We start from the raw sequence: 15,503 nt of genomic DNA on the forward strand, positions 1-15,503 counted from the left end.
AAGAAAGAACCACCTTGTCCACGGCAGCGTGAACAAGGTGGTTCTTGTCTGTTAAGGCAGGCTTGTCTTACCCGAAGGTTATCTTACCTGAAATCAGGCGTAGCCTTACGATCAAAAAGCTTCATGCGTACCCAGAATATGTTGACGATTAACAGGACACCTGACATGATAAACAGTCCTTCGATGCCAATAAACCCGGATAGAACCCCGCCAATGACAGCACCCAGCATATTTCCGAGCGCTAGCGAACTGGTATTGAAGCCGAAAGAACGGCTTTCCATTCCTTCCGGTGTATACGTGCGAATCAACGCATTTACGCTTGGTAGCAGACCGCCCATAAATACACCCATGAAAAAACGGATAATGACAAGTTGCCATACTTCATTGACAAAAGCCTGCGGAATGAGCATAACCGCCGTTCCGAGCAGTGCAATGGTCAAGATCTTGTGCGCCCCTATCTTGTCACTCAATCTTCCAAGGAGCGGTGCAGCAACCATATTGGATACGCCTGTAATAGCCGTAACGAACCCGGCAATCAGCGCAATTCCTTCTGCCGACCCATACAGTTTTTGCACATATAATGGCAGCAGAGATACCGTACTGATCATGGCAAACTGGAGCAGAAACGTTACGGTGAACAAAGCCGGAAGCTGGGGCGTATGGCTTAGCTCCTTTAATCCGGCAAGAACCGAAATTTGCGGTATGCGTGCAGCTTCCGTTTTGCTGAAATTTTCTTTAACCAGAAACATTGCGATGAGCGAGGCTATAAGAATTAGAGCGCCTGTAATATAAAAGATCGGTCTGAATCCGACCCAATCAGCCAAAAATCCGCCTAGCAGAGGGCCGAGAATCGTGCCAGCCATCTGACCGGATTGCATAATCCCCATAGCGAATCCGGTTCGCTCTTTGGGAGTGGTACCCGACACTAGGGAAATCGATGCCGGATTGAAACCCGAAATCGTACCGTTCAGCAGGCGAAGCGCTAGCAGTTGCCACGGGTGGGTGACCAAACCCATACATCCGATGACCAAAGCCATACCAAAGCCAGAGCGAAGCAGCATGACTTTACGTCCATATCGGTCAGCCAGCTTGCCCCACAAAGGCTGGAACATAAATGAGGTCAAAAAGTTAGCGGCAAAAATAACTCCGGCCCATAGACCAATATCGTGCTCTCCCTTCACATGAAGGTCCTGAGCCAGATACAGGGCGAGGAACGGAGTAATCATCGTAATACCCGCATTGACCAGAAACTGACCGAACCAAAGCACAATGAGATTGATTTTCCACGTCTCCCACGTTTTCAATGTGCTTTCACTTCCTTTCTGCCCATTCTCATCCTGTTGTAAATCCTACTTATCAAAGCATAACTTCTCCGGAGCTTTAAAAAAGCCATTTCTCTAGTATAGCACACTTCATTGAAACTTTATCCAAATGTCATGGGTTTGTCATGGTTTGTTCGAGAGCTGCGGTTGTTACGACTCTTGAAAAAGGGCATAATAAAATATAGTATTTATGATTCGAACTGGAGGCTGAAGTCATGACCTACAATGATACTTTTATCCGCGCTTGCCGCAAGCAAGCTGTGGATCATATTCCCGTATGGTACATGCGGCAGGCCGGAAGGTATGACCCTGAGTATCGCAAAATTAAAGAAAAATATACGTTGCTTGAAATATGCCGCCAGCCCGAGTTGGCCGCAGAAGTGACCTTGATGCCCGTGCGCAAGCTTGGGGTGGACGCTGCAATTTTATATTCTGATATTATGAATCCGGTAGCCTCTCTAGGGGTTGATTTTGATATTGTCAAAAATATTGGCCCGGTTATTGATAATCCGATCCGGTCAGCTGCAGACGTAGATAAGTTGCGTCCAATTGATGTGGAACGCGATTTGGGTCATATTTTGGAAACGATTCGTATTTTGGACCGTGAACTGAACGTGCCATTGATTACGTTCGCTGGAGCGCCTTTTACCATTGCAAGCTATTTAATAGAAGGAAGGCCTTCGAAAGGATATATTCGCACCAAAGCGATGATGTATGGAGAGCCTGAGCTGTGGCATCGCCTGATGGATAAGCTAGGAGACATGGTTATTACATACGTGCGAGCCCATATCGCTAATGGCGGTAAGGCTTTTCAATTGTTTGATAGCTGGGTAGGTGCGCTCTCGCCTTATGATTTTCAAACTTTTGTGCTGCCGACTATCACACGTATTTTCCATGAACTATCTGATCTGGATGTACCTAAAATTTATTTTCCGGGCGTAAGCTCTGGTGAATTGCTCCCACACTTGAATGGGTTAAAAGCCGATGTGATTGGACTGGACTGGCGGGTAAGTATACCTGAAGGACGTCGTCGCTTGGGGAACGGTTTTGGTGTACAGGGAAACCTGGATCCTTATGTGCTTACTGCGCCAATCGATGTTATCAAGCAGTATGCGAAAACCATTGTAGATGAAGGCATTTTGGAGCCGGGTTACATTTTCAATCTCGGTCATGGTTTATTTCCTGAGGCCTCGCTAGATAAGCTAAGAGAGCTTACTAATTATGTACATGAGTATTCCCGCTCGGTTTTGTCAAAAAATGAATACATTAGAAATGTTAAGAGGTGATCTGTTAATGAAAACAAAAGTGGGTGTACTGGTCATGTCCTACGGGACGCCGGAGAGTCTGGATCAGGTGGAAGCCTATTATACACATATTCGTCGCGGCAATGCTCCCTCGCCGGAGCAGTTAAAGGAATTAAAGGATCGTTATGAAGCTATTGTAGGCGGTGTGTTTCCGCTGCGGCAGAACACGGATCGGCAGGTTCAAAACTTGCAGGAAACCTTAAATCGGGAAAATCGCAACCCGGACATTGAATTTATCTGTTATCAGGGACTCAAACATGCCAAACCGTTTATTGAAGATGGTGTGGAAGCTATGGTGCAAGATGGCATTCGTACAGCGGTGGGTGTCGTGCTGGCTCCTCATTATTCCGTTATGAGTGTAGGCACTTATATTAAGCGCGCACAGGCTAAGGCACAGGAACTGGATCTAGCCATATCATTTGTGGAGAGCTATTATCTTCATCCAAAGCTGATTAAGACGCTGACTGAGCGTGTAAACGCCAAACTGGCGCTTTTTGAAGAAGCTGGAGCCAAGCGGGATGAGGTTCGTGTTCTGTTTAGTGCGCACAGCTTGCCTGAACGGATTTTGGCTATGGGTGATCCTTATGTTGAGCAATTAATGGCTACATCGCAGGCTGTTGCGGACAAGGCGGGAATTACCAACTGGCAGTTTACGTGGCAAAGCGCCGGTCGTACAGCAGAGCCATGGCTGGGGCCAGACATTTTGGATACCATGCACAGTCTTAAAGAGGAGCAAGTGGAGTATGTGCTGGCTGCGCCAGTTGGCTTTGTTTCTGATCACTTAGAGGTGTTATACGATCTGGATATTGAAGCACAGGCGTTGGCGAAGGAATTGGATATGCGTTTTCAGCGTATTGATTCACTCAACAGTGATCCACTGTATATGGAGACGCTTAGTGATGTCATCATAGACCAATGGAAAAAGGGATGAGGGCATAATGGAGCAAAAGTTACGTAATATTGTGATTGTAGGCGGAGGCTTGACCGGGCTTAGCACTGCTTTTTATACACGAAAAATGTACAAAGAAGCTGGCTACACACCTCGAATTACGCTGGTGGAGAAAGCTTCCGTGCTGGGCGGGAAAATTGAAACGCTGCATAAAGATGGTTTTGTAATTGAAAAGGGGCCAGATTCCTTTCTGGCCCGTAAAACGGCCATGATAGACCTGGCAAAAGAGCTGGAGTTGGATCATGAACTGGTGAGCACAAATCCTGAGGCTAAAAAGACATACATTTTGCATGAAGGACAGCTTCATCCGATGCCTCCTGGGCTGGTGCTGGGGATTCCAACAGAGCTGAAACCCTTTTTGCGCAGCGGCTTGATCTCTCTAGGCGGGAAAATGCGGGCTATGATGGATTTTGTCATTCCGCCTCGCCGTGTACCGGGAGATGAGGCGTTGGGTGATTTTATTGAACGCCGACTGGGCAAAGAAGTGCTGGAAAATGTAACTGAGCCACTGCTGGCGGGGATTTATGCTGCCAACATGAAGACGCTAAGTTTGCAGGCGACCTTCCCACAATTTGCTGAGGTAGAGCAACAATACGGAAGCCTCATTCACGGGATGATGACAGGCCGAAAACCAGCTGAAACACATACAGGTACGAAAAAAAGCGCCTTTTTGACCTTCCGTCAAGGCTTGCAAAGTTTGGTGCATGCGTTGCTGAATGATTTGTATGACTGTGATTTACGCACCGGAATTGCTGTTACAGAATTCACAAAGACCACGGAAAGTGGAGACAGCCCATATCGCGTTATGCTGGATAATGGAGAGACGCTGGAGGCGGATGATATTTTTGTAACGACTCCCAACTTTGCTGCTGCGCCGCTATTGCGAGATCATGTCAATGTGGCTGCACTGGAAGCCGTTAATTATGTCTCCGTAGCAAACGTGGTCATGGCCTTCGATAAAAATGATATTGAGAATGTCTTTGACGGTTCTGGTTTTCTGGTCCCTCGCAAAGAAGGACGCAGCGTGACCGCTTGCACATGGACGTCTGCCAAGTGGCTACATACTAGCCCGGATGATAAGGTGCTGTTGCGCTGTTATGTAGGGCGAGCAGGAGCTGAAGACACTGTAGAGTTACCGGATGATGAGCTGATTGCACTGGTACGTAAGGATTTGAAAGAGATGATGGGAGTTACAGCAACTCCGCTGTTCACGGAAATTACACGTCTTCGCAATTCCATGCCGCAATATCCGGTAGGGCATCCGCAGGCTATAGCTGATTTGCGGGAAGAGTTACGCACTGCCATGCCGGGAGTGTATGTGTTGGGTGCTGGCTATGATGCGATTGGTTTACCGGATTGCATCCGTCAGGCTAAGGAATGGGCCTCCCATGCCGTCCAAACGACACAGCAGGAAGCGGTCCAGGTACAGGTGTAAATGTTCAATGATGAACCCTTCGCGATCCAGGCGAGGGGTTCTATTTATATTGAAATTTGATATATAATGGAGAAGGTGTAAAATTCGCCAGCTAATAAAGAAGTTATGCATATGCAATAGCATAGAAGGAGTGAAGAATGTACCCTCCCAGATCACAGAGAAATGAAGGTCGCAAGAAAGCAAGAAAACCAAAAATAGGCAAGGCTTGGATTATTACGAATCTGGTCCTGCTGCTTATGATCGTAGGTCTTTTCGGTTATTATTACATATTTGAACACGACAACAGTGGCTCTCTTGCGGAAAATGCCGGGTATTCGCAAACGGAGAAGAAAATCCAAACGGAATCTGCTAGTGAAGAGCGGTCTACTCCCTCGGTCAGTGAAAATGTTACAGACTTGTCAAATAAACAGCTGGACGAAGGCTCCCATGCAGATAAGCAATTTGCTGACGATGAAACGAAGCAATCTGCTGCTTCAGACACAAGCCATCGTCCCGCGACAACGTCTGACACAAATGCTCCCGAAGGCAGCTCTTCAGGAGCAAAATTATCCTCGGGGAAAGACGGGCAAGCAGGGAACGATACGTCCAATAAGGAATACGACGGTAATCCATCCGCGGATAAGGGAGGAACGGAGGATGTAAAAAGATCCAAAACAGACGGTGCAGATTCTCCGACAGTCACGCTTCACTTTGTAGGGGATGTGCAATTTTCCGGTAAAGTTGAGCAGCGATTGGAACAGAATGGGTTTGAGTTTCCGTATCAATATCTCGGAAACTTGTTTCATAAAGACGATCTGACGATTGCCAATCTGGAAACGCCCGTGACAACGAATGGTGTGGGTGCGTTAAATAAAACGTATGTGTATAAATCTTCGCCCAAGGCGTTAACTGCGTTGGCTGCGGCAGGGATAGATGCTGTCAATTTGGCCAACAATCACATTTTGGATCAGGGCACAGGCGGATTACTGGATACACTGAAGTATCTGGATGAAAAAGGTATAGCCCATGCTGGAGCCGGACGTAATGCAAAAGAAGCGTATGCGCCGCATTATTTTGAACGTAAAGGGATCAAAATTGCGTTGTTGGGGACTACACGTGTCATGCCTGAAGCCAACTGGAATGCGGGCGCCAAACTGCCCGGTGTAGCAGGAGCCTATGATTCGTCCGCTATCGTAAAGTCCATCCGTGAGGCACGAATGCAGGCCGATCTGGTGATTGTCATTGCCCATTGGGGGAAGGAGCGCGCTACTGCACTTGAGCCCTATCAGACCGAGTTATCGCATGCTTTTATTGATGCTGGAGCTGATCTTGTCATTGGCGGTCATCCACATGTGCTTCAAGGGATGGAGCAATATAAAGGTAAATGGATCGCATACAGCACAGGCAATTTTATTTTTTCTAAATCAACGGTGCCAGCCACTTGGGATACAGCCATATTTCAGGCAACCTGCACCCGAAAAGGGGCTTGCGAAATGAAGCTGACCCCTTACCGGGCGGAGCTAGGTCAACCGATTCCATTGAAGGATACGGAGGCCAGCAAAATTTTGCAGAGAGTGGCGGCACTGTCACCGGGAAATGTCTCTATAGGGACGGATGGTACAGTAAGCGCTCAATAGAAGCTCGAAAAGAAATTTTTTATATGGGAATTGACGGAACGATCGTATGAAGGACTCCTTTGTGGATGGAGGTCATAACAAGATGAATCATTTGTGCGTGGCTCACCGCGGTTTTTCGGGTATTGCTCCCGAGAACACGATGGCAGCCTTTAAGCTTGCGTTGAAGCAGCCATTTGTACACTGGGTTGAGCTGGATGTACAGCTGTCAAAGGACGGTGTTCCGGTGGTAATTCATGATTTTACGCTGGAGCGAACGACGAATGGTACAGGGAAAGTAAAGGATTCAGACTGGAAAGCATTGCAACAACTTGATGCTGGTAGCTGGAAAAGTGCAGAATACCGTGAAGAAATGATCCCTTCCCTCGCACAGGTACTGGATTTATGTCGTGGCCGCGCATCACTCAATATTGAGCTTAAAACAGCGGGAGATATGTATCCGGGACTGGAGAAAGCCGTACTCCGTGAAATTGTGATGAGAGGGATGGAGGGAGAGGTGGTATTAACCTCTTTTGAGCGTGCCGCATTACGCCGGGCTAAGGAGCTGTCTCCTGAGATCCGTACCGGATTGATTATCGACGCGCGTCCAGATGATTTGGCAACGCAACTGGAGCAGCTACAATGCACTTTTTTATCCATGGGCTATCCGCGTTTGGATCGAAACCTGATGAAAGATCTCACCGGACGCGGTATTACTGTCATGGCGTGGACGGTGGATGACCGCCGTATAATGCGGAAATTGTCCTCATTACATCCTGAATTGATGATTTGCACTAATTGGCCGGATCGCTGGGAACAGGTTTTTTTGCTTTCCAAGCACCGGATGTGGCACTATATACGTAAACTTATTCGTTAATCAATTGGACTACATACGCGGGAAGGGTGACGGATCGTAATGAACGTGGAAATTCGTAATGTTTACTGTGTTGGGCGCAATTATAAGCTGCATGCGGAGGAGCTGGGTAATGAGGTTCCCGCAGAACCGATGATTTTTTTGAAGCCGTCTCATGCGGTTGTGCCGCTGGATGGCGCCACGCTGGAGCTTCCTCAGGGGCAGGGAGATATTCATTTTGAGACTGAGCTGGTCGTGGCTGTAGGACGTAAATACGAACCAGGCATGTCTGCAGATACGTGTCTGAACGCATTTGCATTCGGCATTGATTTTACCCTGCGTGATGTACAAAGTGTTCTCAAGAAAAAAGGCCATCCATGGACCGCCGCCAAAGGCTTTAAATCGTCTGCTCCCGTGACACCATTCCTGCCTTTAGAAAAATTGGACATGCTGGAGCAGCAGGATTTTTCCTTGCTCAAAAATGGACAGGAAGTCCAGCGTGGACATGTTAAAGATATGATTTTTTCTATCCAGCACATCGTCGAATATATAGCGACTCATTATGGGCTGGGTGAAGGAGATATTATTTTTACAGGTACTCCAGCAGGAGTAGGGCCTACAGCAAGCGGGGATCGCTTTGAGCTTTTCTGGGGGAGTGATCGTCAGGGGAGCTTCACCATCGCATAAACTTGTGAACGGCATTCATGGATGAGGATTAAAAAAGGGAATGTTCTTGGTAGTTGGGAAATAAAGAGCGATTCCCTTAGAAAAGCATTGTGAAGGCCGTGTCCTATGCCAAAGCATGGGACACGGCTTTTATATAAGTGTAGAGCATTGTACAATAATATACAGAACGAAAAAAGAAAAACGGAGATTCATTTCAAAAGCGGGGGTATATCATGGACTGGATCATCGGATTGCTTTGTGCTGCTGTGGTGGCGGGAGCTGCATTTTATAAAAAATCCTTAACCTTATCTGGCTTTGCCACGGCTGTACTGATGGGAACCGTATATTATGGGGCGGGTAACCTGTTCTGGTTCGGCACATTGCTCTTGTTCTTTATCACGTCGACCCTCCTGTCGAGGTTCAAAAAGGAGCGCAAGGCTGAGCTGGAAAAATCGTATGCCAAAACCGGAAACCGGGATGCAGGCCAAGTATGGGCCAATGGGGGATTAGGTATGCTGTTATGCCTGGGCTATGCGATATGGCCTCATGTTACGTGGCAGCTGGCTTTTGTCGGTGTCATGGCTACGGTAACATCCGATACGTGGGCAACGGAATTTGGCAGCCTGAGTCGTAGGCCACCCCGTTCGGTGCTTAACGGGAAGGTGCTCGCACCCGGAACCTCAGGAGGAGTATCTGTATTGGGAACGGCTGCGGCCTTGGCTGGGGGTGTACTGATCGGCATAGGTGCATGGGGCTTTGGACACGCCATAGGAACGCCGAGCTTGCCGTTATGGCTGTGGGCACTGGTTGGAGGTATATCCGGTAGCGCCGGGGCCTTTGCTGATTCCTATCTAGGTGCTACAGTGCAAATGATGCGTTCCTGCACGGTTTGCGGACGGGAAGTAGAAGTAGACTCACATTGTGGACAAACGACGGTCTATGTACGAGGCTGGCGTTGGATGAGCAATGATCGGGTGAATAGCATTAGTTCTATTTTCGGAGGATTGGTCGCTCTTGCAGGTATTTTTTTTATATTTTGAACACGGAGCTGGAGATCATTACAAGGAAAAAATTGTTATAAGAATTGACCGTGTTTCAATCCCTGTATAAGGAGGTGCTAAGATGGGCGATATACAAGGAGATAAATATGAAGCTATTTTGGACGCCGCTTACACCGTCTTTGGCACCAAAGGCTTTTATGAAAGCAAAATTTCCGAGATTGCAGAACAAGCGGGAGTTGCCAAAGGCACAGTATACTTGTACTTTAAAAGCAAAGAGCAGCTATTTACAGCAGTCACACGTAGAGATTGCGAGCAATACCTAGCCGAAATGCAAGGCGCATTAATCAATCGTACTTTGGGAGAAGGACTGCTGCGGATGGCAAATTTGCATCTGCACTACTATTTCAAGCGCAAGCAGCATACTAAATTATTTTTTATGACCCCCAACAGTGACCCCGACCTAATGGAGTTTATGTGGGGATTTATCCAGGACTATACTGATTTGGTCAAAAATAAACTGGCGTCAGAGGGTGTACAGCAGTCTGAGTTTCATGCGAAGGCTTTCATTGGTATGTTGGAACGCCTAAAAATGGATATTTTATTGAATAAAGATTTCCGCGAATGTGACGTAGATCAGACGGCTGAATTAGCGGCGAACTTATTTATGCATGGCTGTAAAGCCGGGGTACAAAAATCCTGACATCTTGTTGCTAAAAAACCGTACTGACTTCGTTCAGGTAACGGTTTTTTTAATCATTGGCTGTGACTGTGTTAAAATAAACAGGATGCATCACAAAATAGGGGAAGAGTAGGGAATCCGTATGAATATTATGACCGTTGAACATATAACGAAAAGCTATGGCGAGAAAATGTTGTTTGAGGATGCTTCCTTTGGTATGGATGAACGTGACAAAATAGGGGTCGTCGGTGTAAATGGTACCGGCAAATCAACGTTTTTACGGGTAATTTCCGGCTTAGAGCCGCCAGATGATGGCAATATTGCAGTGAACAACGATGTGCGAATTCAGTATCTAGCACAAAATCCGGAGTTTGATCCCGAAATGAAGGTGCTCCAGCATATTTTTCATGGCAACCAGCCTGAGATGAAAGCGGTCCGTGAATATACGGAAATCATGGAGTTGTTGGAGTTAAATCCGGGTAGCGAGGAGCTTCAAAACCGTCTATTGCGAGCAAGTCAGCAAATGGATACGTTCCAGGCATGGCAGCTGGAGAGCGAGGCCAAAAATATACTTACCCGACTGGGGATCACCCAGTTTGAGTCTCGTATGGGCGTTCTATCCGGCGGGCAGCGTAAGCGGGTGGCTTTGGCGGCGGCTTTAATCCAACCCTGCGAGTTGCTCATTCTGGACGAGCCTACAAACCATATTGATAATGAGTCTGTTGAATGGTTGGAGCAGTATTTGCAAAAAAGACGTGGTGCGTTGTTAATGATCACGCATGATCGCTATTTTCTGGATAGAGTTGCAAATGTCATGCTGGAGCTGGATCATGGCCGCCTTTTCCGTTATGAGGCTAACTATACCCGTTTTCTGGAGCTGAAGGCAGAACGCGAGGAGCGGGAAGCGTCTACGGAACAAAAAAGGAAGAACTTGCTGCGTAATGAGCTGGCCTGGATTCGTCGTGGAGCAAAGGCTCGTTCCACCAAGCAGAAAGCGCGTATTGACCGATATGAGCAGCTTAGGGATCAGCAACCGGAAGCTCGTTCTGGATCTGTAGATATGTCTGTCGCCTCCACACGTCTGGGTAAAAAGATATTGGAGATCGAGCATCTGTCCAAATCGGTAGATTCCCGTAAGCTGATACAGGACCTGAGCTACATTGCGGTTCCTGGTGATCGTGTTGGTATCCTAGGTCCTAACGGTAGTGGGAAATCCACTCTGCTCCAAATGATTGCCCAGCATATAGAACCGGATTCCGGCAGTGTTGTGCTGGGGCCGACCGTGAAGATAGGCTATTTTACTCAGGAACATCAGGAAATGAACGAATCATTACGTGTCATTGAATATATTAAGGAAGAAGCCGAAGTGATTCGTACAGCAGACGGTTCGACGATTACAGCTGCACAAATGCTGGAGCGTTTCCTGTTTGCACCAAGCGCGCAATGGACGGTTATTTCCAGGCTGTCCGGGGGTGAAAAACGGCGCTTGTATCTGCTTCGTGTTCTGATGTCAGCACCGAATGTGCTATTACTGGATGAACCAACAAATGATCTGGATATTCAAACCCTTTCCGTTTTGGAAGACTATCTGGATGAATTCCCGGGCGTGGTGTTTATTGTTTCTCATGATCGCTATTTCCTGGATCGGACAGTGGACAAAATACTGGCGTTTGAAGGGGATGGACAGATACGAGTACATGTAGGCGACTATAGTGAGTATGCAGAATGGATCAGTAAAAATGCTCAATCTTCTGTGAATACGTCTGTCTCGACGAGTACGGCTTCCTCGAATCGCTCTTCCGCGCCTAAGTCTGCGGGTCCTTCTGATTCAGTCAAGGAGACAAGTAAAACCAAGCTTAAATTCACCTTCAAGGAACAGCGGGAATATGAGCAAATTGATGAGCTGATTGAACAAGCCGAACAGAAGTTGGCCGACATTCAACGACAGATGGAAGAGTCTTTCAGTGATTCAGCACGACTACAGGAGCTCATGGCTGAGCAAGCAAAGGCCGAACAGCATCTGGAGCACCAAATGGAACGCTGGACCTACCTGAATGAGCTAGCCGAGCAGATTGAACAAAGTAAATCTTAAAAATACAGAAGCAAGTCACCATTCAGAGTGGGGGCTTGCTTTTTTTATCGAATTATTAATACGTTTTTCATATTAAAAGCGAGTGAATTATATATTTCTAATATTAAATTACAGTGGGTATAATGGATTGCAGATGGAGGGGAGGAATTGAAAATGGAATATCGTAAACTTGGAAAAAGTGGTTTGATGGTAAGTGAGATTGCATTGGGGAACTGGATCACCCACGGTGCCCAAGTGGATGATACCATAGCGCAAGCCTGTGTAAAGGCTGCACTAGACTCAGGGATTACCACGTTTGATACCGCTGATGTGTATTCGGATACCCTGGCGGAAACGGTTTTGGGTCATTCTTTAAAGGGAATACGCCGTGAAAGTATTGAATTATGTACTAAGGTTTTTCATCCCACAGGTACCGGACAGAATGATAAAGGGCTGTCTCGTAAACATATCATGGAGGCCTGCCATGCTTCTCTTCGACGCCTACAAACGGATTATATTGATGTATATTATGCACACCGTTTTGATCCAACCGTATCGCTTGAAGAAACTTTTTTGGCCTTATCCGACTTGGTGCGGCAAGGGAAGGTTTTGTATGTAGGAGTAAGCGAGTGGACAGCAGAGCAGATAAAGCAAGGAGCTGCTCTGGCTAGGGAATTAAAGGTCCCATTCGTGGCAAGTCAGCCCCAATATTCCATGCTGTGGCGTGTCATTGAAGCTGAAGTGATTCCCGCTTGTGAGCAGGAAGGGATTGGGCAGGTGGTTTGGTCACCTCTGGCTCAAGGTATCCTTTCTGGTAAATATACAGCAGACAAGCCGTTACCCGAGGGTTCACGAGCTTCTACGACAGCAGGGTCACCATTTTTCGAACGTTTGGCTGGACAATGGTTACGTAAAGAAGTCCTTTTGGCAGTAAAGAAAATTCAGCCGATTGCAGAAGAATGCGGACTGACGCTGCCCCAGCTTGCAGTCGCATGGGTTTTACAAAACCCGCAAGTGTCCTCAGCTATTATCGGTGCTTCCAAGCCCGAGCAGGTTAAAGAGAACGTAAAAGCTGCGGGTGTCCGTCTAGATGGGCAGGTCATGAGACAATTGGATAGCGTTTTAAATGGTATTGTTGAACGTGATCCGAGAAAAACAGGTTAAGATATACGATCAAGGAGATTTACATGTCTAACTCTTCGTTACAAGCTGTTTCTTCAACCACTTCCAGAAAATGAGTCAGAACAGTTTCATGTGCACCTGTTTTCCATGCAGCATAAAGTGGGATGGACGGAGACTCTTCTTGAAATGAACGAAATACGACATCACTGCGTTGAAAGACAGATACGGAAGAGGGGACAATGGAGATACCTATACCCGCCGCTACCAAGTTAACGATCGTATACATTTGAACGGCTTCCTGTACGATTTGAGGCTGAAATCCATGTTGTCCGCAAAAGTCGAGTATGAGATTATGAAAAGAAGCTCCCATATGAGGCGGAGACAGGATAAAAGATTCGTCCGCTAAAGAACGTAAAGACAAGGTTGAATGGTGGGCTAACGGATGTGTCTGAGGAAGAACGGCCATGAGTGATTCGTTGGTGTAAAGACGAGAAGTGATATGTATAGATGGATCTGCACTGCGCAGGAAGCCCACATGAACTTTGCCATCGTGTATGGCTTTTAGTTGTTGGACAGATGTCATTTCAAATAACGTAAGCTTCACATCTGGGAAGCGCTCTCGGAATTTCTTCAAGGCATTAACCATCAGACTGCCAGAGGCTGAATCTACAAAAGCGATGGATAAATGTCCGAACTTCCCCTGACTTGCAAGCTGTGTGATCTTAATAGATCTTTCCAATTGAGCAACCATATTTCTGGATTCTTCTAAAAATATCGCTCCTGCTGACGTAAGTTGAACTTGTCTTTTGGTTCGTTCCAAAAGCTTCACACCAAGCTCTTCTTCAAGGCTTTGAATTTGTTGGCTCAAGGGAGGTTGGGTGATATTCAGTTTTTTCGCAGCACGGTTAAAATGCAGTTCTTCCGCTACTGCGATAAAGTAACGTAGTTTTTTCAGATCCATAGCTGTGATTTCCTTTCACTAAGCCTTCACCGACCTATTCTCCAGTGGAACAGGTCGGTTTTTATCGTTCGAATTAAACTGTCACATAAGCTGCAAGCAGACGTGCAGTGTTCACCACGGCCTGCTTGTGCGTGCGCTCCATTGCATGGGAGGCGTGTACGCCAGGGCCGATCAAAGCAGCACGGATGTTATTACCTGCTCTTAGTGCAGCCGAAGCGTCCGAACCGTAGTGCGGATAAATATCTACAGCATACGGAATATTCAGCTCTTTGGCCAGCTCAATCAGACGGGTCGTCATATTATAGTCGTAAGGCCCGGAGGAATCTTTGGCACAGATAGAAACATCCGTTTCCTTGCAGCTCAGATCTTCACCCATACAGCCCATATCGACAGCTATCATCTCACTGATTCCTTCAGGTATGTAAGCCGCTCCGTGCCCCACTTCCTCATAGTTAGAAATGAGCAATTTAACGGTATGTCGAGGCTTCCAGTTTCCATGTACAGCAGATTCCAGTAGACCAAACAGTGCAGCTACACTAGCTTTATCATCCAGATGCCGTGACTTGATAAATCCACTCGGTGTTACGACTGGACGCGCATCGAACGAAATAAAATCGCCCACCGCAATACCGAGCTGAAGCACGTCTTCTTTTGACTCAACAAGCTCGTCAATCCGAACCTCCATGTGGCTCTCCTTGCGCTCAAAGCTTCGTGCATCATCATAGACGTGCACGGATGGATGGCTGGACAGAATAGTACCCGTATACGTTTGTCCGCTTCGGGTATGAATAAGGCAGTATTCGTTCTCAATGCTGTTCATCATGAAACCGCCGACGGATGTCAGACGTAGGGTGCCTTGTGCTGTAATCGAACGTACCATCGCGCCCAATGTATCCACATGTGCGCTCAGCGCCACCGTACGGTCCGTTTCCTGACCTTCCAGAGTCAAGATGGCACCGCCTTTTGCATTCCATTCGATGGGTACCCCGAGGCTCTCAGCTTCCTTATGAATCAGCTCCATCACATGGTGTGTGTACCCACTGGGACTGGGCGTGTTCAGTAGCTGATTTAAAAAGTTCATCATATAATCTTCATTGAATTGAATCGTCATTTGTTGCTCCTCCTCATTTGGACAACCGATCAGGGTTAGAGGACGGTTGCTCTATATCTTGGTCGAAAGTAGACCCTGTGCTGGAAGACCCAGTCGTGTCATAGGTCACATCCGCGTTTGCTTCCACCGTGGATGTGTGCTCTTCTTGTAATGTATGAAGCTGAGTAGTCAGACGTTTAATCTCTCTCTGAAGCCTATATTGGCGGAAAATACCGAAAGAACCGACAATAAGTCCACCTAGAAGAGTGCAACCAAGAATAAGCAGAATCAAAGGAATGCTAACCATACTGAATAGAAAGTTCACTTGAACCGAATTCACATTAATAACAGCAAATACAGCTGTTAACAGAGCAATAACAAGAGCTGCGATCAAAGACCATTGTGTTTTCAAAATGCCACCTCCTCCCGTTACATTATAAAATCCCTTGCCCGCCATG

Annotated in this window: 14 protein-coding genes; 10 read left to right on the top strand and 4 right to left on the bottom strand. The window is 47.0% G+C overall.

Annotated elements, in window-relative coordinates; translation table 11 throughout:
* Positions 1–83: 83 nt before the first annotated feature.
* Positions 84–1,304, bottom strand: a complete 1,221-nt coding sequence (locus NLX82_RS10365) for an MFS transporter (protein WP_023987996.1) — start codon at positions 1,302–1,304, stop codon at positions 84–86.
* Positions 1,305–1,537: 233 nt separating this feature from the next.
* Here NLX82_RS10365 and hemE point away from each other — a divergent pair, with 233 nt between their 5' ends.
* From hemE to NLX82_RS10415, 10 genes are all read left to right on the top strand, one after another.
* Positions 1,538–2,608, top strand: coding sequence for a uroporphyrinogen decarboxylase (hemE, locus tag NLX82_RS10370; RefSeq protein WP_023987997.1), 1,071 nt, complete (start codon positions 1,538–1,540; stop codon positions 2,606–2,608).
* Between the two features lie 7 nt (positions 2,609–2,615).
* Positions 2,616–3,557 carry a ferrochelatase gene (gene hemH, locus NLX82_RS10375; RefSeq protein WP_068940250.1) on the top strand — a complete coding sequence of 314 codons (942 nt, stop codon included), beginning with the start codon at positions 2,616–2,618 and terminating at the stop codon, positions 3,555–3,557.
* Positions 3,558–3,564: 7 nt separating this feature from the next.
* Complete coding sequence (gene hemG, locus NLX82_RS10380) at positions 3,565–5,010, top strand: protoporphyrinogen oxidase (protein ID WP_076264302.1); 1,446 nt, start codon at positions 3,565–3,567, stop codon at positions 5,008–5,010.
* Between the two features lie 137 nt (positions 5,011–5,147).
* Positions 5,148–6,626, top strand: a complete 1,479-nt coding sequence (locus NLX82_RS10385) for a CapA family protein (protein WP_254347975.1) — start codon at positions 5,148–5,150, stop codon at positions 6,624–6,626.
* An 82-nt stretch (positions 6,627–6,708) separates the two neighbouring features.
* On the top strand, positions 6,709–7,479 hold the full coding sequence (locus NLX82_RS10390; RefSeq protein WP_254347977.1) for a glycerophosphodiester phosphodiesterase: 771 nt from the start codon (positions 6,709–6,711) through the stop codon (positions 7,477–7,479).
* Between the two features lie 39 nt (positions 7,480–7,518).
* The gene (locus tag NLX82_RS10395) at positions 7,519–8,142 is read left to right on the top strand and encodes a fumarylacetoacetate hydrolase family protein (RefSeq protein ID WP_028542835.1); all 624 of its coding nucleotides are present in this window, start codon (positions 7,519–7,521) and stop codon (positions 8,140–8,142) included.
* 212 nt (positions 8,143–8,354) lie between these two features.
* On the top strand, positions 8,355–9,161 hold the full coding sequence (locus tag NLX82_RS10400) for a DUF92 domain-containing protein (protein ID WP_254347979.1): 807 nt from the start codon (positions 8,355–8,357) through the stop codon (positions 9,159–9,161).
* An 82-nt stretch (positions 9,162–9,243) separates the two neighbouring features.
* Complete coding sequence (locus tag NLX82_RS10405) at positions 9,244–9,822, top strand: TetR/AcrR family transcriptional regulator (RefSeq protein ID WP_028542833.1); 579 nt, start codon at positions 9,244–9,246, stop codon at positions 9,820–9,822.
* A 121-nt stretch (positions 9,823–9,943) separates the two neighbouring features.
* A complete protein-coding gene (locus NLX82_RS10410; protein ID WP_068940252.1) occupies positions 9,944–11,893 on the top strand; it encodes an ABC-F family ATP-binding cassette domain-containing protein in 1,950 nt (649 codons plus the stop codon).
* Between the two features lie 153 nt (positions 11,894–12,046).
* Positions 12,047–13,036 (top strand): aldo/keto reductase family protein, encoded by a 990-nt coding sequence (locus NLX82_RS10415; RefSeq protein WP_023988006.1) that lies wholly within the window; start codon positions 12,047–12,049, stop codon positions 13,034–13,036.
* Positions 13,037–13,055: 19 nt separating this feature from the next.
* Here NLX82_RS10415 and NLX82_RS10420 read toward each other — a convergent pair whose 3' ends face one another.
* The 3 genes from NLX82_RS10420 to NLX82_RS10430 all read right to left on the bottom strand — a co-directional run bounded on the left by NLX82_RS10420 (position 13,056) and on the right by NLX82_RS10430 (position 15,502).
* Positions 13,056–13,955 carry a LysR substrate-binding domain-containing protein gene (locus NLX82_RS10420; RefSeq protein ID WP_068940256.1) on the bottom strand — a complete coding sequence of 300 codons (900 nt, stop codon included), beginning with the start codon at positions 13,953–13,955 and terminating at the stop codon, positions 13,056–13,058.
* Between the two features lie 73 nt (positions 13,956–14,028).
* On the bottom strand, positions 14,029–15,066 hold the full coding sequence (locus NLX82_RS10425) for a M42 family metallopeptidase (RefSeq protein WP_254347981.1): 1,038 nt from the start codon (positions 15,064–15,066) through the stop codon (positions 14,029–14,031).
* A 13-nt stretch (positions 15,067–15,079) separates the two neighbouring features.
* Positions 15,080–15,502 (bottom strand): LapA family protein, encoded by a 423-nt coding sequence (locus tag NLX82_RS10430; RefSeq protein ID WP_254347983.1) that lies wholly within the window; start codon positions 15,500–15,502, stop codon positions 15,080–15,082.
* Position 15,503: the final 1 nt, after the last annotated feature.

This window comes from Paenibacillus sp. A3M_27_13 (assembly GCF_024213315.1).
Lineage (GTDB): Bacteria > Bacillota > Bacilli > Paenibacillales > Paenibacillaceae > Paenibacillus > Paenibacillus polymyxa_B.

What these genes read in the sequence shown, in the direction of transcription:
- hemE (WP_023987997.1), top strand. Translation starts at nt 1,538, where the DNA reads ATGACCTACAATGATACTTTTATCCGCGCTTGCCGCAAGCAAGCTGTG.
- hemH (WP_068940250.1), top strand. Translation starts at nt 2,616, where the DNA reads ATGAAAACAAAAGTGGGTGTACTGGTCATGTCCTACGGGACGCCGGAG.
- hemG (WP_076264302.1), top strand. Translation starts at nt 3,565, where the DNA reads ATGGAGCAAAAGTTACGTAATATTGTGATTGTAGGCGGAGGCTTGACC.
- NLX82_RS10385 (WP_254347975.1), top strand. Translation starts at nt 5,148, where the DNA reads ATGTACCCTCCCAGATCACAGAGAAATGAAGGTCGCAAGAAAGCAAGA.
- NLX82_RS10390 (WP_254347977.1), top strand. Translation starts at nt 6,709, where the DNA reads ATGAATCATTTGTGCGTGGCTCACCGCGGTTTTTCGGGTATTGCTCCC.
- NLX82_RS10395 (WP_028542835.1), top strand. Translation starts at nt 7,519, where the DNA reads ATGAACGTGGAAATTCGTAATGTTTACTGTGTTGGGCGCAATTATAAG.
- NLX82_RS10400 (WP_254347979.1), top strand. Translation starts at nt 8,355, where the DNA reads ATGGACTGGATCATCGGATTGCTTTGTGCTGCTGTGGTGGCGGGAGCT.
- NLX82_RS10405 (WP_028542833.1), top strand. Translation starts at nt 9,244, where the DNA reads ATGGGCGATATACAAGGAGATAAATATGAAGCTATTTTGGACGCCGCT.
- NLX82_RS10410 (WP_068940252.1), top strand. Translation starts at nt 9,944, where the DNA reads ATGAATATTATGACCGTTGAACATATAACGAAAAGCTATGGCGAGAAA.
- NLX82_RS10415 (WP_023988006.1), top strand. Translation starts at nt 12,047, where the DNA reads ATGGAATATCGTAAACTTGGAAAAAGTGGTTTGATGGTAAGTGAGATT.
- NLX82_RS10420 (WP_068940256.1), bottom strand. Translation starts at nt 13,955, where the DNA reads ATGGATCTGAAAAAACTACGTTACTTTATCGCAGTAGCGGAAGAACTG.
- NLX82_RS10425 (WP_254347981.1), bottom strand. Translation starts at nt 15,066, where the DNA reads ATGACGATTCAATTCAATGAAGATTATATGATGAACTTTTTAAATCAG.
- NLX82_RS10430 (WP_254347983.1), bottom strand. Translation starts at nt 15,502, where the DNA reads ATGGCGGGCAAGGGATTTTATAATGTAACGGGAGGAGGTGGCATTTTG.